Annotated in this window: 16 protein-coding genes and 2 pseudogenes; 12 read left to right on the top strand and 6 right to left on the bottom strand. The window is 70.0% G+C overall.

Annotation, left to right across the window (positions count from 1 at the left end; genetic code table 11):
* Window positions 1–772 precede the first annotated feature (772 nt).
* Entirely contained in the window at window positions 773–925 is a 153-nt protein-coding gene (locus ACZ4N4_RS19060) for a hypothetical protein (RefSeq protein ID WP_467590041.1), read from the top strand.
* A gap of 1,032 nt (window positions 926–1,957) precedes the next feature.
* Here the strand turns inward: ACZ4N4_RS19060 and ACZ4N4_RS19055 are convergent.
* The 4 genes from ACZ4N4_RS19055 to ACZ4N4_RS19040 all read right to left on the bottom strand — a co-directional run bounded on the left by ACZ4N4_RS19055 (window position 1,958) and on the right by ACZ4N4_RS19040 (window position 6,690).
* On the bottom strand, window positions 1,958–2,089 hold the full coding sequence (locus ACZ4N4_RS19055) for a hypothetical protein (RefSeq protein ID WP_467590038.1): 132 nt from the start codon (window positions 2,087–2,089) through the stop codon (window positions 1,958–1,960).
* Between the two features lie 70 nt (window positions 2,090–2,159).
* On the bottom strand, window positions 2,160–4,673 hold the full coding sequence (locus ACZ4N4_RS19050; protein WP_467590035.1) for a flippase-like domain-containing protein: 2,514 nt from the start codon (window positions 4,671–4,673) through the stop codon (window positions 2,160–2,162).
* Between the two features lie 192 nt (window positions 4,674–4,865).
* Window positions 4,866–5,966, bottom strand: coding sequence for an AI-2E family transporter (locus ACZ4N4_RS19045; protein ID WP_467590032.1), 1,101 nt, complete (start codon window positions 5,964–5,966; stop codon window positions 4,866–4,868).
* Window positions 5,967–6,324: 358 nt separating this feature from the next.
* Entirely contained in the window at window positions 6,325–6,690 is a 366-nt protein-coding gene (locus ACZ4N4_RS19040; RefSeq protein WP_467590029.1) for a hypothetical protein, read from the bottom strand.
* Between the two features lie 899 nt (window positions 6,691–7,589).
* On the opposite strand from ACZ4N4_RS19040, the pseudogene ACZ4N4_RS19035 reads away from it, so the two are divergent.
* Both ACZ4N4_RS19035 and ACZ4N4_RS19030 read left to right on the top strand, forming a co-directional pair.
* Window positions 7,590–8,432 (top strand): annotated as a pseudogene (locus tag ACZ4N4_RS19035) (oleate hydratase).
* A gap of 37 nt (window positions 8,433–8,469) precedes the next feature.
* Window positions 8,470–8,601 (top strand): hypothetical protein, encoded by a 132-nt coding sequence (locus ACZ4N4_RS19030; protein ID WP_467590026.1) that lies wholly within the window; start codon window positions 8,470–8,472, stop codon window positions 8,599–8,601.
* Between the two features lie 151 nt (window positions 8,602–8,752).
* Here ACZ4N4_RS19030 and ACZ4N4_RS19025 read toward each other — a convergent pair.
* Window positions 8,753–8,922, bottom strand: a pseudogene (locus ACZ4N4_RS19025) (transposase); the annotation flags it as partial.
* Between the two features lie 535 nt (window positions 8,923–9,457).
* On the opposite strand from ACZ4N4_RS19025, the gene ACZ4N4_RS19020 reads away from it, so the two are divergent.
* Window positions 9,458–11,836, top strand: a complete 2,379-nt coding sequence (locus ACZ4N4_RS19020; RefSeq protein WP_467590023.1) for a SpoIIE family protein phosphatase — start codon at window positions 9,458–9,460, stop codon at window positions 11,834–11,836.
* Between the two features lie 714 nt (window positions 11,837–12,550).
* On the opposite strand, the gene ACZ4N4_RS19015 is transcribed toward ACZ4N4_RS19020, so the two are convergent.
* Window positions 12,551–13,222 carry a TetR/AcrR family transcriptional regulator gene (locus tag ACZ4N4_RS19015; protein WP_467590019.1) on the bottom strand — a complete coding sequence of 224 codons (672 nt, stop codon included), beginning with the start codon at window positions 13,220–13,222 and terminating at the stop codon, window positions 12,551–12,553.
* A gap of 156 nt (window positions 13,223–13,378) precedes the next feature.
* On the opposite strand from ACZ4N4_RS19015, the gene ACZ4N4_RS19010 reads away from it, so the two are divergent.
* From ACZ4N4_RS19010 to ACZ4N4_RS18975, 8 genes are all read left to right on the top strand, one after another.
* Window positions 13,379–14,332, top strand: coding sequence for a fumarylacetoacetate hydrolase family protein (locus ACZ4N4_RS19010; protein WP_467590017.1), 954 nt, complete (start codon window positions 13,379–13,381; stop codon window positions 14,330–14,332).
* A 95-nt stretch (window positions 14,333–14,427) separates the two neighbouring features.
* On the top strand, window positions 14,428–16,350 hold the full coding sequence (locus ACZ4N4_RS19005) for an acyl-CoA synthetase (RefSeq protein ID WP_467590014.1): 1,923 nt from the start codon (window positions 14,428–14,430) through the stop codon (window positions 16,348–16,350).
* Window positions 16,351–16,420: 70 nt separating this feature from the next.
* The gene (locus ACZ4N4_RS19000; protein ID WP_467590012.1) at window positions 16,421–16,816 is read left to right on the top strand and encodes a DoxX family protein; all 396 of its coding nucleotides are present in this window, start codon (window positions 16,421–16,423) and stop codon (window positions 16,814–16,816) included.
* 836 nt (window positions 16,817–17,652) lie between these two features.
* The gene (locus ACZ4N4_RS18995) at window positions 17,653–19,419 is read left to right on the top strand and encodes an FAD-dependent monooxygenase (RefSeq protein ID WP_467590010.1); all 1,767 of its coding nucleotides are present in this window, start codon (window positions 17,653–17,655) and stop codon (window positions 19,417–19,419) included.
* Between the two features lie 108 nt (window positions 19,420–19,527).
* Window positions 19,528–20,676 carry a VOC family protein gene (locus ACZ4N4_RS18990; RefSeq protein WP_467590008.1) on the top strand — a complete coding sequence of 383 codons (1,149 nt, stop codon included), beginning with the start codon at window positions 19,528–19,530 and terminating at the stop codon, window positions 20,674–20,676.
* Window positions 20,677–20,700: 24 nt separating this feature from the next.
* A complete protein-coding gene (locus ACZ4N4_RS18985; RefSeq protein WP_467590005.1) occupies window positions 20,701–21,447 on the top strand; it encodes an FAD-dependent oxidoreductase in 747 nt (248 codons plus the stop codon).
* A 283-nt stretch (window positions 21,448–21,730) separates the two neighbouring features.
* Complete coding sequence (locus tag ACZ4N4_RS18980; RefSeq protein ID WP_467590002.1) at window positions 21,731–21,949, top strand: ferredoxin; 219 nt, start codon at window positions 21,731–21,733, stop codon at window positions 21,947–21,949.
* Window positions 21,946–23,349, top strand: a complete 1,404-nt coding sequence (locus tag ACZ4N4_RS18975) for an NAD(P)/FAD-dependent oxidoreductase (RefSeq protein ID WP_467590000.1) — start codon at window positions 21,946–21,948, stop codon at window positions 23,347–23,349. The genes ACZ4N4_RS18980 and ACZ4N4_RS18975 overlap by 4 nt, the downstream gene beginning before the upstream one ends.
* The last annotated feature ends 23 nt before the right edge of the window (window positions 23,350–23,372 follow it).

Genomic DNA, 23,372 nt, shown 5'->3' with positions numbered 1-23,372 from the left:
CCGCCAGTGGCACCGGCTGCGAATCCGCCAACGGAACTGCCTGGGGTACCGCAGAGACGGGCAGCGCTCCGCAGGTCGGCGGCGCCGTCGAGTTGAAGAGCTCCGGGGCCTTTCACCGTGTGCTCCCGTTGCGGGCGGGGGTGTGCTACTGCAGGCTTCGGACACTCTGGCCAGCCATACGGACCAGGTGATGGAGCGGGTGTTCGAGGTGCTGGCTCCTGTACTGCCGCCGGGTGAGCCTCACCCGGATCCGGCGTACCCGGAAATGCGGTTCGTGCCACGTGATGCCGCTGGAGTCCGCTGAGCTGCCACATCATGGACGTGCATGGACGACGACACGCGGTCGGGAATCCTGCTGATTTCTGCACGGGGTGCTGTGCTACAGGCCACGCCGACGTGCGCTGATCGAGACGTTCCCCGCTGCCAGCCCCGGGGTCGTGAAGGGCCGGCGGCTGGCCGATGGGAGCGTGTGGTCTTGGCGCCAGCCAGGCTGGAGCCGGCCCTGGTCGGCAGGCGCATTCCGCACAGTCCCGCTTGACTGCACGGCACGGAGGACGTCATCGCCTACGCATGTCGCCGATGCTCCGCCCTACACGGGAGGCGAGCCTCCGTGCGTTGGAAGGGCACTCCGCCGCGGATAGGTTCGGAAGTTCTTCCCGGTCTGTCGCGATCGCTCCGCTCGGGGCGGGGGGTGCCTCCATGTCCTTCGGCAAGTCTGAGCGGCTCAAGCGGCAATGGGTTCTGGAACTCGTGGTTCGTAGAAGGTGTCGTCTTGGCGCGTGGCGAAGAGGACGCTGATGCGATGGCCGGCGAGGCGGAGGAGGGCTTGGGTGTGGCGGTGCGGCTCGAGCTGGCTGAGGAGCGGGTCGCACAGGACGAGGCGATGACGGATGCCAAGCGTGCCTCACGCCTTGCTGCGCCGTAGACCGAAGTCAAGACGGCTCAGAACAAGGCAGATGGCCGGCCGCCTGCGTCGACACCCCTGTCCTCGGTCACTGTCCGCCCGGCCCCGGCCCCGGCCGTCCCGGTCGCGGCATCGCGAGAATTCGTCGATCCGGCAGCTCTCCGCATCACCGGCATCCGCCGGACCACCCAGGCGTCGCCATCCGCTGGTGGTGTGCCCGGGGCTGGCGGAGGTGCATCCGTCAGGACCCGCCTCACCCCTCCCGCCCGCAGCGGCCGCGCCCGCACCACGTCTGGTTCCCCCCTGCCCCCAACATCGACCGTCAGGAGAAGGTGGCTCTGGACCCCCTGCGCAAGGTTCTGGGTACGGAGCAGGAACCGGAGTGGCTGCGCGATCTACGGCACCAGCACGGCGTGGGCGCCGATGCCGTGGACGTACTCGATCGGTTCTCCGAGCTGAGGACGACCTATGGACCCGAGCAGGACACGGTGACCCTTCAGCATCAGGCCCTACGGGTCCTCGCGCGTGCGCCTGGTCGGTGGCTTCGCGGCAGCCTGGCTGGCGCAGAAATGCGCAGGCGGGAAGCCTGGTCACAGCAACGCACGATTTTCCTTGAGGTCTTCGAGCCGAAGTTATGCCGATGTACAGTGAATGACGCCCCTGACCTGCAAAAAGCTAGCAGGGAGCCGTCTTCCAGGAGTTCAAAATGCTGCGCACCATGTTCAAGCCCAAGATCTCGCACTTGGACGTTTGCACAGGTCAGGGGCATGATGGAGGCTGTCCTGGTCAGCAAGAGGTCAGCAAGAGGTCAGCACGCGTCGCAGGCGGCTCTCACTGACTTGCGCTCGGAAGGTTCGATACGTCGCCCGGCAACTCGCCCGCGGCATGGGGTCCTTCTCCAAGGGCTGCGGCTGCGCTCCTGCTCGTCGACCCCGCACAGGAGCACATCGACGGTGGCCGCCTCGGGTTCGGCGGCGTAGACGTCCGGCAGTTGCGCCGGCAGTTCGCAGGACGCGTCGGCTTGGTCAGCCCCGTGGCGGTCACGCCGCGACGTCATTCGGCCTTGCTCTCGCGCTTGCGCGGCAGCACGGTTTCTCCGGCCTTCTCCAGCCCCAGCAGCAACTGCTTGGACAGCGGCGGCCGATCGTACGGCTCGTCGCCGATCAGGGGGAGTGACCCGGTCAAGCCTCGGTCGCGCCGAGTCCCCGCCGCGCGCAGGCCGGCCGGCGAGGAACCGACGGCAACGGCAGCAGCGTCAGACGTAGCCCTCGCGCTGCACGAGGCCCAGGGTCAGGGCGCCCAGCGGGACGTTCAGCCAGAACGTCAGCAGCCGGTAGACGAGCACGGCCGAGGTGGCTGCGCCGGCCGCCACGCCGAGCGCGGTCAGGCCGGCGATGAGGCCGGCTTCGAGGGCGCCCAGCCCGCCGGGGACGGGAGCCGCGTTGGCGACGAGTCGTGCCGCCATGTAGACGGCGCCCGCCTGGACGAAGGGAAGACCGCCGCCGAACGCGCGTACGCTCAGGGCGAGTCCGACGACCTGGATGAGGGGCAGACCGAGCGCGCCGGTGATGAGGAGCGCCAGTTTGGCGGGGTCGGACGCGATCCCGGTCAGGGTCGACACGGCCGCGCGCAGGAACGGCCACACCTTCTCGCGCAGGAAGCGCCGGCCGGGTGGGGTGACACCGAGCAGCCCCCCGGCCGCGAGGGTCAGGGCGATGGCCGGCAGCACATACCGGCCTGCGGGCAGGTGCAGGTGCGTTCCAGCGTGGTGCCGTCCTGCCCAGGCGAAGAACCCGGCGGCGAGTACGGCGTTGGAGGCGGCGCCGGCCAGGCTCTGCAGGCCGACGGAGGCCGTGGCGGCCCCGGTCTCGATCCCCGCCTTCTGCAGGTAGCGCAGGTTGAGCGCCATGCCGCCGACGTTGCTCGGGGTGATCCGGTTCAGGAACGAACTGGCGAACTGCACCTCGTACGTGGGACCGAATGGCAGCATGGCCGGAATGGTGCTCAATTGCAGGCAGGTCGAGAATGCCTGGGAGATGAAGGTGACGGGCAGTACGGCGAGTACCCACCACCAGTCAGCGTTGCGCAACGCGGTGACTACCGCCGGGGCGTTGGCGAACTGCGGTAGCACCAGGTGGAGGACGAGGAACGCGCCGACCAGGCCGAAGAAGCTCTTCCAGGTGAAGCGCGCGAGGTGCGCGAGGGGAGCCGGCTCGGCACCGGTCGCCGCCGTGACCTCGGCGGAGAGGTCACGCAGCAGGCTCGGGCGGCCGCCGGGGCGCACCTTGCGCCGCTTGGCGCCCGTCCCTGCCACCCGCGCGCGGGCCTGGTCGTACCGTGCGACCTCGCGCTGTGCGGGGCCGAGCAGCGCGAGCGGCTGCAGGTAGGGCAGGGCGGTCGCCAGCAGCCCAGGGCCGATGCCGGCCAGCGCGCACTGGGCGGCGCGGTGTGCCCCGACGCGGGTCGCGGTGGTGGCCAGCAGCTCGGCGACGTCGCTGCCGAGCGCGTCGGGCGCGGCGCCGAGCCGGGCGCGCGCGAACGCGGTGAGCCGGGACGCACCGTCCGGCTCGACGAGGATGTGTTCCAGGCGCAGCGCCCGGTGCGCCAGTCGGTGCTTCTGGAGGCGGCCCACGGACGTCCACACCCCGGTGAGCATCTGGTCGGTGATCTCGTCGCCCGGGAACGCGGACAGCGGACGGGCAGCGTGCTCGACCGTCACCAGCAGTGCACCGCCCCCGGCCACCGGGTACGCGATCACCGGCTCGGCCGCCCGGGCGCCGGTACGGCCTGCGAACACGAGCATGAGGAGCTCGTGCTCGACCGCGGCGAGCGGGGAATGCACGCCCGTGTCCGCGGGATGGCGCAGCAACGCGAGCCGGGCCAGCCGGTGGAAGACATCGCGGTTGCGGTCCTCGGGACCGAGCACCTGCACCGTGAGCCGCGCACCGGCGGTGGTCTCGGCGCCGTAGCGGACCCCCTCCCCGGGGCGCCGATCGGGGGACCGCGTCTCCCGCAGCGCGGCGAGCGGGATCCCGCACGCGACGAGTGCGTCGGCGACCGCCTGCGGGGCCGGCCGGTCCGCCGGGCCTCCGGCCAGCAGCAGCACGGCCGATCCGGCCACGCCGCCCACGGCGAGCGCGGCGACTGCCTCCAGCGGCACGATGGCGGCGGCCGCGACGCTCAGCACGGCGCACACGACGGTCACCGCCCACCACGTCCGCCGCAGACGCGTGTCCAGCCAAGGGCCTGCCGCGACGACCGCCGCCGCGCAGGCGGCCAGGTACGCCGCCGACGGCCAGCCGGCATGCACCAGCGCGCCTCGCCCCACCAGCACCTGCGGCCACAGGCTCGGTCGGGCGCGCGTCAGGGCCAGGTGGGTGACCGACCACGAAAGCAGTGCGCCCAGCGCCGCCGCGGGCACGACCCGCAGGATCGCCTTGCCCCGCCGCCGCGCGACCAGTACGCCGAGGGCCACCACCGGCGCGACCACAGCGACCGCCTGCACTGCCCCGACGACACCGTCGCGCAAGCCCGGCGGTAGCGCGGTCGCCGCGTCGAGCAGCCCCTGCTGCATCCTCCGGGTGGACGCCAGCGCCACGGCGGCCGACAGCTCCGTCATCATCAGCACGGTTCCGGACACCAGCAGCCGCGCCAGGTCGGCCGCCCGGCGTACGTCGGGCGGCGGCGGGGCGTCGATCACCGGCGCCGTCGCGGCCTGAGCACCTTCAGCGGCAACGGAGAGCGGGATGATGCCAGGGCGTTCACTCACAGCTGGCCGCCCAGGCGGATCCAGCCTTGGTCATGTCGGCTCCTCGTCGGCGAGCCGAGGCCCGGGGCGGGCTTCGGCGGGCACCACCGCTTCGTCGGACCAACTGATGCGGGCGGACGGGTCCGCACTTCCGTCATTCGAGCGCGTCCGAGACCGGTCTGCAAACCCACGCGAGGGTATGCCGTCCCGTGGTCATTCGGCGTCGGTCCGGTTGGGGTTCTCGGGGCCGTTGTCCGCCCGCATCGGCAGCCCCAGCGGTCGACCCTCGCGGTGAGCCCAGATGTCGCCGAGGACGACCTGGACGATGCCGGTGATGGGAATCGCAAGGAGGGCGCCGAGGATCCCGGCGACTTCGGCGGCGATCAGGATGGCCAGCAGCACGGTGAGGGGGTTGAGCTTCACCGTCCGAGACAGGATGACCGGTTGCAGGAGATGGTTTTCGGCCTGCTGATAGACGACGAAGAAGACGATGGCTCCGATGCCGGCCGGCAGGGAGTGGAGGAACGCTACTGCGGAGGCGACGACCGCTCCGATGGTGGCGCCCACCAGGGGGATGAGGTCGGTCACGGCGACGAAGAGGGCCAGCAGGCCGGCGAACGGTACTCCGGAAACCAGCAGTACGACGTAGGTCAGGACCCCGCAGATTACGCTGATCAGCAAGTTTCCGGTCAGGTAGCCGTTGACGGTACGTGCGCACGCGGCTCCCACGCGGCGAATCCGGGTCGCGCGCGCCTCGTCTACAAGGGCCAGGGCGCCGTCTATGGCCTTCGGGCCTTCCAGCACCATCAGAAAGGCCAGGACAAAGATTGTGACCGCTCCAGTCACAGTGGTCGCGGCGCTGCGGACGAACCTCAAGGCGGGCGTGCTGAGCCCGGTGGCGAGCGAGCGGATCTGCTCCTGGTGCTGCTGGACATACCTCAGAGTGTGCGTGCGCGCGAGCAGGTCCCCGATCGGCCCGCGGCCTGCCTGGGCGTCCTTGATCATCGCGGGCAGGCGGCCGGCGAGCCGGGTTCCCTCCTGAGCCAGGGGGATGACGAACAGTGCGATAACCGCACCGATGGCCACGGCCGCGGCCAAGAAGACCAGCAACGCGGCCACCGACCGGCGGCAGCGCGGCCCTCGTCGCTGGAGCGCCTCGACCGCGGGATGCAAGGAGACGGCGAAGAATAGCGCGATGAGCGCCCACACCAAGACCTGGCGAGCCTGCACCACAAGCAGGAGCGCGACGTAGGTGGCGATCACCAGACCGATGGTGGCGAGGATGGTCCGCACCGGAACCGGACGCGTCGGCATGGGCGATGGATACCTTGCATCAGTCACGGGATAACGATTTCATCGGGTCGTGGCAGCGGAGTGCCGGTGGCCTGGTGACGGCGGCACCGGCCGGACCAGTTCAGTGCGGGGCCGGCGCGCAGGTGGATGCGTCGGCCGACGTTGCTCTGTTTGCCGAGTCGGCGTCCGCTCGGGCAAGGACAGCCTCCAAGACGGCGTACTCAGCCTCATCGGTGGCTGACAGGGCGAAGTCGACAGCGTCAGCCGCGTGGTCCTAGGTGAACTCGGCGCACCGTTGGGCCGCCTTCGCGTCATGGTGAGTCAGCGCGCTCGGCCTGCTTTTGCTTGGCCTGCGCCAGATGCTGATGCCAGTCCGGCTTCAGCCGCTGCCAGCCTTCCGCCGCCAGTTCCTGTCCGTGGGCAGCCTTGTGCCGCAGTTCCTCGGGCCGCCCGGTGGCGTTGAACTTGGCCTGTGCTCGAACGCGTCCTGCAGCTTCTGCTTGTTCTCGGCGTGCGCCGCACGCACCCGCTCCGCGGCCTCCAGCGCCTTGCGCGACACCGGCTCAAGTCCCTGGCTCACATCTGCCATCTGCGTTATCCGTTCAGTCGGCTTTTCCTCTCCGAGGATCCTGGCATCCTCACCGCCCAGGCGCGCGACAGCGACCGCCACACGCGGTACGGATGGCATGCGACCCCGGATCACCGAACAGTTGGTCTTCTCGATGCAGAGCTCCGGGACGACCACCAGCTGACGGGCGTCGTCAATGGCGTGAGGTCTGGGCCGTCGTCGTCGGGATGAATGAGGAGTGATGCCAGGGTGGTGGAGACATGGTTCCAGGGACGCCGTCCACCGAAGCCGTGCATCTCGTCCGGTGCGAACCCCTCGGCCCGCGCCAGCCACCGCCGGAACAGTCCGAAGCAGGTGTAGGACCAGAGCACGTCCGGGCTGCTGGTGTCGTCGTCTCCTGGGAACAGAACGAGCTCCACGTGCCCTCCTCGTCGACCGAGCACACCGGTGCGGCTTCGGGCGCGTCGCGGCAACACTGACGCCTGCCGGCTCGTTCCTCACGTGGTGCGTGGATTCCGACCTCCCCGGGGTGCGGCAGCGCGCTGTCATCGTCGCCAACGGCTATCGGGCGCGCTGCGTGACTGCTCGCCGAGCCCGCGGGCACCACCACACCGCTCGACTGCGGCCCCGATTGCCGATGTGGACCTCCCCTCATAGCGTGGAGAGGAAGTGACTGGCGATGGAACCCAGCAAGTCGTCGAGAGTTCCAGAAGGACACGCTCCGCATCGTCAGGGAGACCAGCAGGCCGATCGCGCGAATGGCCCGGGAGGTGCTGGATCAACGGGGGCACCCTGTGCAACTGGGGCAACGTGGATCGGCGGGCGCGTGAGGTCGATGGCCCGCTGACCGAGAGCGTACGAAGCAGCCGGTGTGCCATCGCATCAGCGACCGGCCGATCGTGACCAGCCCAACCCGCCGGGGCACGATACGGCCGAGGTTCGGCAGGGGCTGCGGATCTCGTGGGTCGTGGGTCCGGCATCTTCTGCCCCGCCCCAGTGCATGGGACAGCGGCCTGTCTCAAGCCGCCGCCACGCTTCTCCGGAGGGTCCGCGCCCTCGATACGATACGAGGAGTAATGGTGCGGAACTACGACAGGATCAACGCTCAGCCGCCCGAGGGCATCAACGAGAAGCGCGCCCACATCCTCGGCGGGGGGATCGCCGGCCTGGCAGCCGCGGCCTTCCTGGTCGACGACGCCCACGTGCCCGGCACCAATGTCACGGTCTACGAGGCATCCGGCACCACGGGCGGCGCGATGGACGCCGCCGGTGACGCCGAAACCGGGTACAAGCCCCGGGGCCATCGCGAGCTCCATGCCTCGCACGAATGCCTCTGGTACCTGTGCGGCAAGGTGCCCTCGATTCATACCCCCGCGGTGACGGTCCTGGAGGAGACATACGACGTCAACGTCCGCGAGCCCATCCGTTCGAACTTTCGCTTGATGGCGCGCCAAGGGGAGCGGCATGAGGTGAGCGGGCCGCTCATGTCGGCGGAGGACGGACAGAAGATGCTCGACTTGTGGCTCACGCCCGAAGAGGATTTGGACGGCATCACACTGGGCGACTGGTTCAGCCCCGAGTTCTTCAACTCGGTCTACTGGCTGTGCTGGAGCACCATGTTCGCGTTCTAGCCCTACCACTCGGTGATGGAGGCCAGGCGCTACATGCTGCGGTATGCGGACCTCACGGGGTCCAATGTCGGGGCACTGGAAGGCATCCTGCACCCGAAGTACAACGAGTACCACTCATTCACGCTGCCGCTCCACAAATGGCTGGAAAGCCAGGGCGTGAAGTTTCGTACCTCCACCAGCGTCACCGACATCGCGGTCTCGGAGCAGGGCGGGGAGACTGTCGCCACCGGCGTCACCCTCCGCGGCGCCGACGGGGAGCACCGCGTCTCCACGCTGCGAGGGGATTGACAGGGGCGGCGAGAAACTCCCGCTGCCCGCTCCGCTCGTGTCACTGCTGGAGCGAACCGATATCGGCGAACTGCTGCGGCAGTACGGGCTCATCGGGCAACTCGACGACCCAGACCTCATCACGGTCGCGATGCGCAAGGACCCTCCCCGAGGCATGACGGTCCTTTAGAATCCTGCGCCCTTCGGCAGAGGCGTCATTTGGCTGCGGCACCGGACGCCTCCTTCCAGGAGCCGCTGTCTGCTGTTGGTCCTGTTCCAGCCTGACCTGCCCTCACGCAGGCATCAAGTCGAAATGACACAGGTTTCCGGCTGGCGTCTCGCATCGCTTTGACCTGTGGGAACTGCCGGCCGAGCAGGTCGGCTACGGTGTCGACCTGGGCCCGGACCGCTTCGCGGTGGGCTGCGCGAAGATCGTGCGGATCGTCGCGGCGACCATCTCGCCCGTGTCCTTTCTGATCACGCCGAACACATTGCGCAGAAAGTGGACCTGTACGGAATCAAGGTGTTGTTTCTGCAGGCGTGTTGGACTTCGTGGCGACAGTGGCGAGAAGGGCTGCTGGAGTGCGATGCGTGAGGACGATCCCGTCCTCTTCCAACAGCGGGCGGACGTCGCGGAAGGCGTTCGTGAGGGTGCTCCTGCTGATCCGAAAGAGCTCCCTACGTTGTTGTGCGGGAGACGGTGAGCTCTTCGTATGGTTCACCCGCCCAGGGGCGCCGGGTGTGGTTCACAGAGCAGACCCCGCCAGCAGGCGTATCAGGTCAGACTGGGACAGAGCCATCGCGTACTCCTCTCGCTTGAACTGCTCGTTCAGCACGGAGAGCTGCACGGTGGCCCGCCCTGTGCGCAGGGATCGGAGGCCGTCACCGGATGCACGCCCCGGGCACCCGCCCGCGCACCCCCGCACAGTGATCGCTTACGCCATCACGCGGGACACCATCGGGGTCGGGTTGCCGGTTGCGGCTTTGGCCGAGACGCGCCGAAGGAAGAGTAAGGGCAGGCTGGGAGGGGGAGGAAGGTGATTGCCGTGGCAAGCGATGATCCGCTGATGGTCGTGGACGGCTCGGGCATCGTGGTGCAGTTGAGTCGCCAGGCAGTGACACTACTGGGACCTGGAGCGGATGAGGTGCTCGGGCGGTCCATCACGCCTTGGCTGGCCCGCACAGCAGCTGTGGCTGACCAGCAAGCGGAGCCGGGCCGAGATGGAGTGGCGCTGTACGACGCGAGCGGCCACGTTGTCGCCGAAGACTTGCGGGTGCGGCCCCTGCCACGTCAGGACGGCTCTTTGACCTGGGGCCTCTTCCAGGCGCCGGCGAACGGAGCGCCGGCGCCTGATCGAGGCACCGTGGTGCTTGAGTCCTTGTTCGCCCAGGTGCCGGTTGGCCTGTGCATTCTGGACACGGGGTTGCGGATAGCGGTGGCGAACACCGCCGCACAGACGATGTGCGGAGGGACCCTGGAACGGATCCTTGGGCGCCGACTCACCGATGCCTACGAGTTCTCACCCCCCGGCGAGGTGGAGGCGATGCTGCGCGCGGTGCTGGACAGCGGGGCGCCCTTCCCCGGGCGCGTGGTGTACGTGTCTCCCAGGGGTGTTTCGTGCCGACCGCGCAGCATGGACATCTCGGCATTCCGCTTGAAGGACCAGCACGGTGCGATTCTGGGGGTGGCGGCAGTGCTGGTTGCTGCCGGCGACCGTGAGCGAGCGCTTGCCAGTCTGGGTGTCTGGGGTTCGGTACGGGAGCGGGTGGGACAGACCCTCGACGTGTTGGCCACCTGCCGCGGCTTGGTCGACGCCCTCGTACCAGGCTTCGCAGACGCCGCCGTGGTGGAAGTGGTGGATGCCGTGGTGCGGGGTGAGGAGCCCCCGCTCGCTCCTCTCGATCAGGGTGTCCCGTTGCGCCGCGTGGCCTTTCGGCACGGGGATGTCGAGCAGCAGGTGCAGGCGCATCCGGTGGATGACGTGCGCGCCCTGCCGTTCCCGACCCCCTACGCACAAACTCTGGCCGACCTCAAGCCTCGCGTTGTCTCCCTAGGTCCTGACACGCCCTGGCTGGCGGCCGACCCCCTGCGTGCCCGCGCGATCCGCGCCTCCGGGGTCCGCGCACTTCTCGTCATGCCTCTGACGCTGTACGGCACCGTGATCGGACTGATCAGTCTGTACCGAACGGAGCGCGCTGGTGGCTTCGATGAACAGGATGTCGCCCTCGCCAAGGAAGTGGCTGACTATACGGCCCTGTGCATCAATGACGCCCGGCATTACACCCGCGAGCATTCGATCGCCACAACCATTCAGCGCCATCTGCTGCCGCCATGGCGGCACTCGGACTCTACCGTGGAAACCGCCTCCTTGCTCGTGCCCGGCAACCAGGGAGCGGGCGGCTGGGTGGACATCTTCCCTCTGTCGAGCGCCCGTACCGCGCTGGTGGTCGGCGAGGTTGCCGGACAGGGCATCCATACCGCGACCACGATGGGCCAGCTGCGGACCGCCATCCATACCCTGGCCGCCCTCGACGTGGACCCCGACGAACTCCTCGCACGCCTCAACGACACCGCAACACGGCTGGCCAGTGAACGGGCTGCGCTTCCCACCGGTGATCCCTTGCGCGATCAGCCGCTCACCGCAAGCTGCGCGTATGCGGTCTACGACCCCCTTGCCCGCACCTGCACCATCGCCCGGGCCGGCCATCCCCCACCGGTGATCACCCACCCGGACGGCACCGCCGAGATCTTCGATCACCCCAGTGGACCTTCGCTGGGCAGTACCGAAGGACCGCCTTTTGCCGCCACCACGGTTGGCGTCGCCGAGGGCAGCGTCCTCGCCGTCTACACCGTCTCCCTCCTGTCTTCCTGCCCATCGGGCCACCCGGGCAAGGTGGACTCCCTCCGGGAGGTGCTGGGGGACCGCCCTGAGCGCCCCGTGCAGGAGATATGCGATGACGCCCTGTACCGGTTGCGCGGGGACGACCGTTCCACCGATACCGTCCTCCTCCTGGCCCGGACCCACGCCATTCCCGCCGACGAGGTCGCCACCTGGCATCTGGACCACCATCCCTCGGCCGCCGGCACGGCGCGCACTCGTGCCCGAGAGCAGCTGGCCACATGGGGAGTGGACGACGAGACCGCGTATGCCACCGAAGTGATCGTCAGCGAACTGGTGACCAACGCCGTCCGCTATGGCTCTCCGCCCGTGCGACTGCGCATCATCAAGCACCGCGTTCTTACCTGCGAGATCCAAGACACCGGTGCCCTCGCACCGCGCCTGCGCCATGCCCGGACGGTCGACGAAGGCGGACGGGGCCTGTTCATCTGCGCGCAGCTCGCGCAGACCTGGGGTGTCCGCTACACCTCCGACGGCAAGACCGTCTGGACCGAACAACCTCTCCCACTGCAGCCAGGTAGGTAGGTCGGGATAGTTCTGGGATTGGGTCGGTTGTCCGACAACCCGAGCGACGAAGCCCTGCACCAGACCGCTCCGTCTCCGGGAGCAAGCGTCGTGATTCACCGACAGTCCGCTCATCGTCTACCCGGACCGGCGGCAGCACGCGCCTGCAATGGCAGGGACAGCTCCGTGTTGCTGTCGGCTCTGGAAGGGCGGCCCGTGCGGTGGGACCCCGTACGGCCACGACACCCTTGCCTACGGCCAGTCCCGCGCCCGGGCCGAGTCCTCGCCCGGTGAGGCGGGCGCGGACCGGCAGCTGGTGGAACTCATTCCTTCGCAGATGGCGGCCTTGCGCGTGTTTGTCGGCCTCACCCACCAGCTCCGGGTGCCCGAAAGCGGCCGACGTGCAGTGGCAGATCGCCATGCTGCTCGACTTCGCTGTCGGCAAGATTCTTGAGAGCTCCGACAAGCACGATTACAGCAGTACGCACTCGCTGCTGCCGTCGGTGTGAGCCGCGCTAGGACCCACACACCCACCGGTCGCGGACGAGTCAGCCGGCGAGGTCGGCTTTGCCGACAGCACGGCGGTGGTGGTTGGCTCCTCGAAGCCCCGGCGTGTGCGGCCGGTATGTCTTCTCGTGTGCTGCCCCGTCGGCGCGCGTTGTGGTTGGTGGGCGGCTTCAGGGCTTTTGCGCCGGTGTATAGGCCGTGCCTACTGCCATCTGTCTTTCGCTCATGTCAGGTCGCGGGCGGCGATGGCAGGGGTCGGGTGGCGATCTCCTGTGCTTCGGCGCGCGCCATGCCGAACATGCACAGGAGACGGAAGGCCAGTTGGTCGGTGACGCGCTCGGCATCGAGGTCGGGGCTGGTCTCCAGGAGGTGGAGCACGCCGAGCAGGGCGCCGCCGGCCATGGCGACCGCGGTGCGTGCGTCGTCGATCTCCAGCCGTCCGTTGTCGGCGGCCGCCTGCAGGTCCCGCATCGCTTGTGGGGCCAGGCCGCTGTCGGAGGTCAAGTAGGGCATGCCGGTGCGCACGAGGATTCTGGCGATTTGCGGGTGGGTGCGCTGCAGGCGGCCGGTCAGACGGACGCTGGCGGCGAAGATCTCCGCCGGGTCCTTCAGGCCTCCCGTGACGGAGTCCAGAAGTGTGCCGTGTTGCTCCAGAGTGAGGGCGACGGCGGCTTCGAACAGCTCGTCCTTGCTGGTGAAGTGGTTGTAGAAGGAGCCGAAGCCGACGTCCGCCGCCTCGGTGATCTCCTGGATGCTCACGTCGGCCCGCCCCTGCTCGGCCAGGAACCGCTGCGCGGCGGCGACCAGCGCGGCTCGCGTGCGCGCCTTGCGCCGGTCCAGGCGATTTGGCGCGTGGTTGGGCGTCCTGCTGTCGGCCCCGCCCTGTCGGTCGGTACTCATCGCTCCACCTTGCCCAGTAGTTCAGTGCTGATGAATACATCAGCACCGATGGCTGTTGACGAGGATGCCATCTGGACTGATTCTTCCATCACTAGTGACCGGAGGTTGCTCGCGGGAGCAGTCCGGTCGATGCCTGTCCAGGACTCAGGAGAGCCGATGAGTATCCAGGTCGTCCGCACCACAGACGGCTGGTGGGTGGAGAGCGGCAGAGGACGGCTGCACCGCGTGGACACCGATGCGGACACCACCGGCGGCCTGCTCGCCGAACGCTTGGCCGTGCAGGAGGCGGCCGACCGCGCCGCGGCCGACCCCGACGCGGGGCTTTCCGCTGGAGAAGCCGAGCTGCTCTCGCCCGTCACCACCCCCTGCCGGGTGGTGGCGCAGATGGTCAACTACCGTTCCCACGCGGTGGACTCCGGATTCGACCCGGACACCGTCCCGCCCGCCTTCTTCCGCAAGGCCTCCGGGTCCGTCAGCGGACCCTACGAGGACATCGTGCGTCCACAGCACGTGCGCTTCCTCGACTACGAGGTGGAGCTCGGGCTGGTGATGGGCGCAAACCTGCCGGTCGGCACCGAGGTCACCGACTCCACCCTCGCGGAGTACGTCGCCGCGCTGGTCGTTGCCGACGACGTCAGCGCTCGCGACGTGCAGCTGCCCAAGACGCAGTTCTACGAGTCCAAGTCGTATCCGACCTTCACCCCGCTGGGCCCCCGGCTGCTCCTGGTCGACGCCGACGGCCTGGCCCGCCTGCCGGACCTGCGGCTCACGCTGAACGTCAACGGGGCCACCCGGCAGGACCGCACCACCACGGACATGATCGTCCGGCCCGCGAAGGCGCTCACCCTGCTGGCCCGCTTCCAGACCCTGCAGCCCGGTGACGTCCTGCTCACCGGAACGCCTGGCGGCACCGCGCTGAAGTCACCAGGGAAGCTCCTGGCCACGCTCGCCGCCCTGCTGCCCCCGCACAAGCGCTGGCAGAAGTTCTTCGCCCGCCAGCAGGCGAACCCCGACTACCTCAAGGACGGCGACGTCGTCACGGCCCGCATTGCGACCGACGACGGCGTACTCGACCTCGGCGAGCAGCGCACGGTGGTGCGCGCCCGCTGACGACTCCCGGGACCCCCGCCCGGGACCGGCCGGCCTGGCACCCCCGTACCGGGCCGGCCACTTGACCCCATTCCTCACCCTGCAAAGGCGCACCGGTGACATTCACACCCACCGACCTGCTGTGGCCCTCCTGCGACAGCCCCGCGGACCTGACCGCCGTCGAGGCCGTCCCGCTGCATGAACGCGGTCTGCCCGCCACCACCTACGATGCCCTGCTCCGCGCCGCCCGCCTGTGGCCCGACCGTCCGGCTATGGCGGTGCTCCCGGATGCCGCGCGCTTCCTGCGCCCCGCCTCCGTGACCTTCGCGCAACTGCACGACCAGGTGCATCGCACCGCCAACCTGCTGCGCTCGCTCGGCGTCACCCGCCGCGCCGCCGTGGGGCTGCTCGCGCCGAACACGGCGGAACTCCCCGCCGCCCTGCTGGCCGCGCAAGCCGCGGGCATCGCCGCACCGGTGAATCCAAGCCTGGCGTCCGAGCACGTCGAGCAGCTGTTGCGGCGCGGCGGCGTGCGCGTGCTCGTCGCCGCCGGTCCGCAACTGGACGCGCAGGTGTGGGCCACGGCCCGGCAGGTGGCCGCCTCGCTGCGCCTGGACGCGCTGCTGGCCCTGGCCCCCACCGAGGCCGACGGCCCCGCTCCCGCTCTGGAACCCGTCGAGGGCACACGCGTGGGCTACCTCGCCGAGCTGGCCGCCTCCCATCCCGCCGACAAGCTGGTGGACATAGAGCCCCCGGCCGCCGACGACCTGGCCGCCTACTTCCACACCGGCGGCACCACCGGGACTCCCAAGCTGGCCGCGCACACGCACGCCAACGAGGTCGTCGACGCCTGGATGGTGGCCGCGAGCATTCCCCTCGACGAGAACTCGGTGATGTTCGCGGGACTGCCGCTGTTCCACGTCAACGCTCTGATCGTCACCCTGCTCGGCCCGTTGCTGCGTGGTCAGCAGGTGGTGTGGGCCGGGCCACTGGGCTACCGCGATCCCGAGCTGTACGGGTTGTTCTGGAAGCTGGTGGAGCACTACCGCATCGCCTCCATGTCGGCAGTACCCACCGTGTACTCAGTCCTCGCCCGCGTCCCCGTCCACGCGGACATCTCCAGCATGCGGTTCGCCGCCGTCGGCGCCTCCCCGCTGCCGCCCGCCGTACGGGCGTCCTTCGAAGAGCACACCGGCATCCCGCTGTGCGAGGGCTACGGGCTGACCGAGGCGACCTGCGCCTCCGCCCTCGGCCTGCCCGGGCACACCCGGCCCGGCACCCTCGGCCGGCGCCTGCCCTACCAGCAGGTCAAGACCGTGCGGATCGACCCGGACACCGGCGAGTGGCACGACCTGCCGCCAGGGGCCACCGGGGTCCTCGCCGTCAGCGGCCCCGTGGTCTTCGCCGGCTACGTCGCCGAGCACACCGTCCATGGGCCGCGCCTGGAGATCGCCGGGAAGATCCGCGACGGCTGGCTGGACACGGGCGACCTGGCCCGCATCGACGCCGGCGGCTTCATCCATCTCGCCGGCCGCGCCAAGGACCTGATCATCCGCGGGGGCCACAACATCGACCCCGCCACGATCGAGGACGCCCTCCTGGCCCACCCCGAGGTCACCGCCGCCGCGGCGGTGGGCCGCCCCGACCCGCACGCCGGCGAGGTGCCCGTCGCCTACGTCACCCTCACTCCCGGCGCCCGCGTGGACCCGGCCGAACTGCTCACCTGGGCCACCGAAAGGGCCCCGGAGCGTGCCGCCGCCCCGCGGGAGGTGATCGTGATCGACGCCATCCCGCTCACCGCCGTCGGCAAGCCCTACAAGCTCGGCCTTCGCCTGGACGCCACCCGCCGCGCGGTCCTGGCCGAACTGACCGCCCAGGGCGCGCACTGCGACCCGGAACGGATCCTGTGCCGGCCGCACGACGGAGGGGTCCACGTCACGGTGCCCGCCCCTGCCGACGAGGCGGAGCGGCGCAAGGTCACCGCGGCCCTCGACCGGTACGTCCTCGACTGGCAGTACGCCCCCCGGCCCGTCGTCTGACCCGGGCCGCGGCGACCCGCCTTCGGACGACCCCCAGCCATTCCCTTCCGCCCGCACGGAGAGCACCTCAATGAGTACCCCCACGATCGTCCTGGCCGTCCTCCTCGCAGCGATCTTCCTCCTGCTGGGAGCGGCCAAGCTCGCGGCAGTGCCCGCGATGCGCCAGGCCGCAGCCCATGTCGGCATGACCACCACCCACCACCGCCTGCTGGGCGCCTTGGAGGTGGCGGCGGCAGCCGGGCTGCTGGCCGGCCTGCGGATCACCGCGCTGGGTGCCGCCGCCGCAGCGGGCCTGATTCTGCTCATGGCCGGAGCCGTCGTCGTACACCTGCGCAGCGGCGACCCGGCCGCCCGCTGCCTGCCGGCCGCCGCCGTGGGCGCTCTGACCGCAGCCCATCTCGTCCTGCTGGCCGGCGGCCAGCAGGCCCACACCCCGTGGCCGCACCGTCAGCACGCGCGGCCGTGACCGCCCGGCCGTCGGGACCGGCTGGGCACCGGGAGGAGCACCACCATGAGACGCATCGATGTCCACCAGCATTTGCTGCCCCCGGCCTACACGTGCTGGCCGAAGCCGAAGGGCATCCACGCTCCCGGCCGCCGCGAACTGCCACAGCGCCCCGAGCACGCCATCGCCCTGATGGACACCTACGCCGTCGAAACCGCAGTGCTGTCCCTGTCCACCCCCGGCACCCGGCTGGGTGACGGTGCCGAGGCGGCTGCCATGGCCGGCGGGTCAACGAGTGCGGCGCGGAAGTCGTCGAGCACCGCCCCGACCGGTTCGGGTACTTCGTCACTTCCCGCACCGTCCGTGCCAGAACCGCCCCTGTTCGCCGCGGATTTCCTTCTCGACGCCACCCCGCGCGGCGGCCCACCCGCTCCCGCACGGCGTCGCGCGCCGCTACCCCAACCTGAAGATCACCCTGTCCCACACGGGCGGTTTCCTCCCTTATGTCGCTCACCGGATCACCGCGGCCCTGGTCGCCCGGACCGGCCGCGGTTACGAGGAGATCCTCGAAGACCTGCGCAACTTCTGGTTCGACACCGCCCTGCCTGACAGTCCCTCGGCGTTGCCCGGCCTGCTGGGCCTTCGCCCGCCCCGACCGGATGCTCTTCGGAACCGGCCGGCCCTTCGCACCCGAGATTCGCCGTCGCTTTCTTCACCGGCGAGTACGACCGCTGTCCCGGCCTCGACACCGGCAGCCACCACGCCATCGACCGGAACAACGCCCATGCGCTGTTCCCCCGCCTCTTCTGAGCCGCCCCATGCCCCGGCCCCGAGCCGCGACACCCCACGGAGTACCCATGAACGACATCGACGTCCCTGTCCTCATCGTCGGCGGCGGAGGTGCGGGACTCACCGCCTCCATGCTGCTCAGCCGCATCGGCGTCGAGTCCCTGCTGGTCACCGCCTGGCCCAGCACCTCCGTCCTGCCCAAGGCCCATGTCCTCAACCAGCGCGCCATGGAGGTCATGCGCGACGTCGACACGGCCGACACCATCTACGCCGCCTCCACCCCGGCCGAGCAGATGTCCCACACCGCCTGGTACGTCGGCCTGGCCGGCGACCATGAGGAGTACGGCCGCCGCGTCGCCATGATGGAGGCCTGGGGAGCCGGCGGGAACTCTCCGGAGTGGCTCGCGGCCAGCCCCGAGCGACAGGCCAACCTGCCCCAGATCCGCCTGGAGCCGGTTCTGCGCGCCCGCGCCGAAGAACTCGCGCCCGGCCGGGTCCGCTTCCACCACGAACTGACCGAACTCGCCCAGGACGACCAGGGCGTCACCGCCACCATCACCGACCGCGACACCGGCGAGACCTACCAGGTCCGGGCCCGCTACCTGCTGGGCTGCGACGGCGGCCGCACCGTCGGACCCGCCGTGGGCATCGTCCAGGAGGGCGTGCGCGACCTCGCCCGCGTCGTCTCCTTCCACATCTCCGCCGACCTGTCCCAGGTGGCGACCGACCCCAACGTGCTGATCCGCTGGCTGTGGCTGCCCGACCTCGGCATCCCGGGCGTGCTCGTGCCCATGGGCCCCGACCACTGGGGACCGGAGTCCGAGGAGTGGGTCTTCCACGTCAACTACGGGTCCGAGGACGGCCGCGCGCTGGACGACGAGTCCGTACTGGCCGACCTGCGCACGGCCCTGGGGCTTACCGAGGAGCAGCTGACGGTCCACATGATCTCCCGCTGGTCCCTGGAGGGCGTGGTCGCCGACCGCTACCGCGCCGGCCGCGTCCTGATCGCCGGCGATGCCGCCCACCGCCACCCGCCCACCGGCGGCCTCGGCCTGACCTCCGCCATGCACGACGTCCAGAACCTCACCTGGAAGATCGCCGCCGTCCTGAACGGACATGCCGGCGACGCCCTGCTGGACACCTACGAGCCCGAGCGGCGTCCGGCGGACGCCACCAACGTCCAGCGCTCGCTGGAAAACGCCATGAACCACATCGCCATCAACGCCCTCTTCGGCGGCGGGCCTGGGGCCGACGAGGAGGAGAACTGGCGCCAAGCCCGCCGCCTGTGGAGCGAGGACCCCGCCGACACCGACTTCCGCCGCACCTTCCTGGCCACCGTGGCCGCCCAGTCCGCGGAGTTCAACGAACTGGCCGTCGAGTTCGGCTACACCTACGACTCCGCCGCCGTCGTCCCCGACGGCACCCCCGCACCTGAGAACCCCGACCCCATCCGCATCTACAAGCCCGCCGCCCGCCCCGGACACCCGCTGCCCCACGCCTGGCTGGAAGACCTCGACGGCCACCGCGTGGCCCTGGCCCGCCTGGTCCGCCCCGGCCGCTTCCTGCTGATCGCCGGAGAGGACGGCCAGGCCTGGTGCGAAGCCGCCGAGAAGATCGCCGCCCAGAGCGGGCTGCCGCTGGACGCCATCCGTATCGGCCACCTCGACGGCGACTACCGGGACCTGCGTTCCACCTGGACCGCCGCCCGCGGGCACACGCCGCAAGGCGCCGTCGTGGTACGCCCTGACCGCTTCATCGGCTGGCGCGCCCACGGCACGGCCACCGACCCGGCCGCCGAACTCACCACCGCACTCGACACCCTGCTCGCACGGTAGGAACCGCTCACCTGCCGTGCCACCCGGCCCGCCGATCGACGCCGCAACCGGCGGGCCGGGTCCCACCCTCACCCCCACAGGTCGTGGAGCCACAGGAAGGGAATCCCCATGAACGACCCGACATCCATCCCCGTCCCCGCCGCCGACGCCCACCAGGGCCTGCACAGCGAACAGGGTGCCCTGCGCGGGGAGCACCCCGGCCGCGCGGCCCAGCCCGTCATCAAGGTGGTCGACCTGGCCTGGCTGGAGTTCACCAAGCCCGACCTCGACCGCGCCGAGACCTTCGCCCACGACTTCGGGTTCACCACCGCCGCCCGTACAGATGACGCCCTGTATCTGCGCGGCGCCATGGCCGGTCCGCACTGCCTGGTGATCCGCCGCGGGCCCGGCTCCCGGTTCATCGGCCCCGCCTTCCAGGCGGCCGACATCGCCGACCTCGACCGGCTGGCCCGTGCCACCGGCCACAAGGTCCGACCGCTCACCGAGTACGGCGGAGGCCGTGCCGTGGACCTGCACGACCCCTCCGGCATCCCGGTCCGCGTCGTGCACGGCGTCACCGAGGAGCCCGCACAGCCGCTGCAACAACCCCTCGTCCTCAACACGGGCACCACCACCGCCGCCCGTATCAACGCCACCCAGCGCCCTCCCCGCACGCCCTCCCAGGTGCAGCGTCTGGGGCACCTGGTGCTCTCCACCCGGGTCTTCCGGCGGGCCCTGGACTGGTACCTGCAGCACCTCGGCCTGATCGTCAGCGACTTCCTCTACCTGGACGGGCAGCGCGACCGTGGCCCCACCATGGCCTTCATCCGCTGTGACCGCGGCAGCGAGCCCGCCGATCACCACACCCTGGCCATGCACCTGGGCCCCGACACGGGCTATGTCCACTCCGCCTATCAGGTCGCCGACCTCGACGTGCTGGCCGCCGGCGGCGAGTATCTGCGCGAGCGCGGCTACCACCACTCCTGGGGCATCGGCCGGCACATCCAGGGCAGCCAGATCTTCGACTACTGGCGTGACCCCGACCGCTTCATGGTGGAGCACTACGCCGACGGCGACGTCTTCGACAACACGCTGGAACCCGGCTGGGCCGCCATGTCCGCCTCCGGTCTGGCCCAGTGGGGCCCGCCGGCCACCCGGGACTTCCTCGGTACGACCCCCTCGCCGGGGGCGCTCCTGCGGGCGATCTCCGCGTTGCGTGAGGACAACGAGATCGACCGCGCCCGTCTGCTCGGTCTGATGAAGGCCCTTGGCAAGTGACCGCCAGCCACCACCTCTGAGCGTGTGCCCGTCGCGGTGATCGGTGCCGGGCCCGCCGGGCTGAGCGCCGCCACCCTCCTCGCCCGCCACGGCGTGTCCGTCCTGGTCCTGGAACGTCACCGCGCCCCGTATCCGCTGCCGCGCGCCGTCCACCTGGAAGACGAGGTGCACCGCATCGTCCAGGCCATGGGCATCCATGAGATGTTCGGCGCGATCTCCCGTCCGGCCCGCGGCATGCGGCTGCGGGACGGCGCCCACCGGGTGCTGGCCGAGTTCCTGCGCGACAGCCCTTACGGCTGGCAGGGCTTTCCCCAGGCCAACATGTTCGACCAGCCCGAACTCGAACAGCTGCTTCGGGACACCCTCAAAAAGCACCCCGCTTCCGGGAACGCGACCGGCTGGGAACGGTCCGTGTCGCCACCCGTGTGGCGGCCTCCTGACCTATGTGTTGGAGTTGATAAGGACCCTTTTTCGAGCAATCGGAAAGACAGGGTCATGACGGAGACAACGGGCCGCATCACCCATTTGACGGATCGGGCGAAGCACGCGCAAGAGCAGGTGCAAAGTGCCATCAGCGAGAACCGGGAGCAGTTGTCGGCTGCGGTCGAACAGGCACGAGGCGGAACAGCGGGCAGAGGAACCGAGCATGCCGTGGAGCGCGCGGAGCACAACGCGGAAGATGCCGGCCGGCAGATAGCCAAGCCGGGATGTGTGTACCGACATGCTGCGTGCCCCCAGGCCCGCCCGTACTGTCTCCATAAACGCTCATGATCATGGTGGTCGCGTCCCCGCAGGCAGGCACTCCGGAAGCAAGCCCCACGGGACGTGCACGAACCGGTCAGTGATCAAGAACGAAGCTGGGCGCACCCTGATGCCGGCGCCATCGGATGTGGCCGTGGCCTCCGGCCCGTGAGGCTCACCGGCGGTAAGCGTCACCGCGCAGGTGCCGCCGTGGCGAGGAAGATCGAACGTACGGGTGCCCGGTCGGTGACGTCGGCGGGGGGCGACGGGGGTGGGCTGTACAGCTGGGTGGCAGATCGGAAGGAGTCCGCCCATGCGGATCGCCGTGGACCTGAATCGGTGCCAGGGATACGCACAGTGCGTGTATCTGGCGCACGAGGTCTTCAGATTGACTGGCCAAGAGGCCCTCACCTACGAGCCGAACCCCGATGACGAGCGGCGCCTGCAGGTTGAGCGAGCCGCTGTGGCGTGTCCGGTCCAGGCGATCGTGATCGACCGCTTGGACGGCGCCGAGGGAAGCGCGGCGTCATGACCGTGCAGGCAACGGTCGCGGAGCTCGTGCGCGAGTTCAGAGCCAACGGCCGGATCGTCATCGTCGGTGCGTCCCTGGCCGGACTGCGGGCCGCCGAAGCCCTGCGTGAGGAGGGCTTCACCGGGCCTCTGACCATCATCGGGGACGAGCCGTACGAGCCCTACGACCGTCCCCCGCTGTCCAAGCAGGTACTCAAAGGCTGGGTGCGGGCCGACCACACCAAGCTGCCCCGTCTGCGAGAGGTGAATGCGCAGTGGCGGCTCGGGGTGGCCGCCACCGGGCTGGACCGGGACGCCAAGCAGGTGCGCCTGGCCGACGGCGAACAGATCCCGTACGACCGGTTGCTGATCGCCACCGGCACCCGGGCGCGACGGTGGCCGAACCGGGACGAGGCCGCCCTGGACGGCGTCCACACGCTGCGCTCGCGTGATGATGCCGCACAGCTGCAAAAGGCGCTGGCCGCGCCGCCGTCGCGGGTCATGGTCATCGGGGCCGGGTTCATCGGCTCGGAGGTGGCCTCCGTCTGCCGGGAACTCGGTCTCCCGGTGACCGTCGTCGAGCGGGGCTCGGCGCCGCTGGTCGGCGCGCTCGGCGGGGTGATCGGAGAGATCGCCGCGGAGATGCAGCGCGACCACGGCGTGGACCTGCGCTGCGGGCTGGGCGTGTCGTCACTGGAGGGCGACTCCGGCGGACACGTGCGCCGTGCTCAGCTATCGGACGGAACCACCATCGACGCCGACGTGGTCGTGGCCTCGCTGGGGTCGATCCGCAACGTGGAATGGCTGGAGGGCGCCGGGCTGGCGTCCGGTTTCTGGGGCGTCGGCTGCGACGCCGGCGGCCGCGCCTTCGACATCAACGGCGTGATCACCGACAGCATCTACGTGGCAGGGGACGTGGCGCGAGCGCCCCACGTGCTGTACGAGTACCAGTTCCTCGCGATGGAGCACTGGGACAATGCCGTTCTCGGCGCCGAGGTCGCGGCCCACAACATGGTGAACCTTGAGCCCCACTATCGCCCGCACCTGTTGCTGCCCGGCTTCTGGTTCGGTCAGTTCGGCGTCAACATCAAGTCCGTCGGGGTGCCGCCTTTCGGCGACGAGATCGTCTTCTCGCAGGGGTCCGTCAAGGAGCGCCACTTCGCCGCCGCCTACGGTCGCCGGGGCCGCATCGTCGCCGCCGTCACCTTCGATCACGGCAAGTGGCTGGAGTACTACGGGAAGCTGATCGAGCGCTCGGGTCCGTTCCCGCCTCCGCCGCCGGGCTGGGACCAGCCCCCCGACATGAAGCCGATCCCGGCCGAGTTCCCGCCACCAGGCGTCCCGACGGCGATCCCCGACGTCGTCCTGACCGGTCACGACCCGAGCGAGCGGAGCGCCGAGTTCCGGTCTTGCCCTCGTTGACGCGCCCGGCGGGTCGGGCGTGC

It is taken from the genome of Streptomyces sp. NPDC026538 (assembly GCF_055567535.1).
The sequence above is the reverse complement of the archived record's forward strand: the minus strand, read 5'-3'. Positions and strand labels throughout refer to the sequence as shown.

Excerpts from the sequence above, each read along its gene's own strand:
- ACZ4N4_RS19045 (WP_467590032.1), bottom strand. The coding sequence starts at position 5,966 with ATGCCGACGCGTCCGGTTCCGGTGCGGACCATCCTCGCCACCATCGGT.
- ACZ4N4_RS19015 (WP_467590019.1), bottom strand. The coding sequence starts at position 13,222 with ATGAGTACCGACCGACAGGGCGGGGCCGACAGCAGGACGCCCAACCAC.
- ACZ4N4_RS19010 (WP_467590017.1), top strand. The coding sequence starts at position 13,379 with ATGAGTATCCAGGTCGTCCGCACCACAGACGGCTGGTGGGTGGAGAGC.
- ACZ4N4_RS19000 (WP_467590012.1), top strand. The coding sequence starts at position 16,421 with ATGAGTACCCCCACGATCGTCCTGGCCGTCCTCCTCGCAGCGATCTTC.
- ACZ4N4_RS18995 (WP_467590010.1), top strand. The coding sequence starts at position 17,653 with ATGAACGACATCGACGTCCCTGTCCTCATCGTCGGCGGCGGAGGTGCG.
- ACZ4N4_RS18990 (WP_467590008.1), top strand. The coding sequence starts at position 19,528 with ATGAACGACCCGACATCCATCCCCGTCCCCGCCGCCGACGCCCACCAG.
- ACZ4N4_RS18980 (WP_467590002.1), top strand. The coding sequence starts at position 21,731 with ATGCGGATCGCCGTGGACCTGAATCGGTGCCAGGGATACGCACAGTGC.
- ACZ4N4_RS18975 (WP_467590000.1), top strand. The coding sequence starts at position 21,946 with ATGACCGTGCAGGCAACGGTCGCGGAGCTCGTGCGCGAGTTCAGAGCC.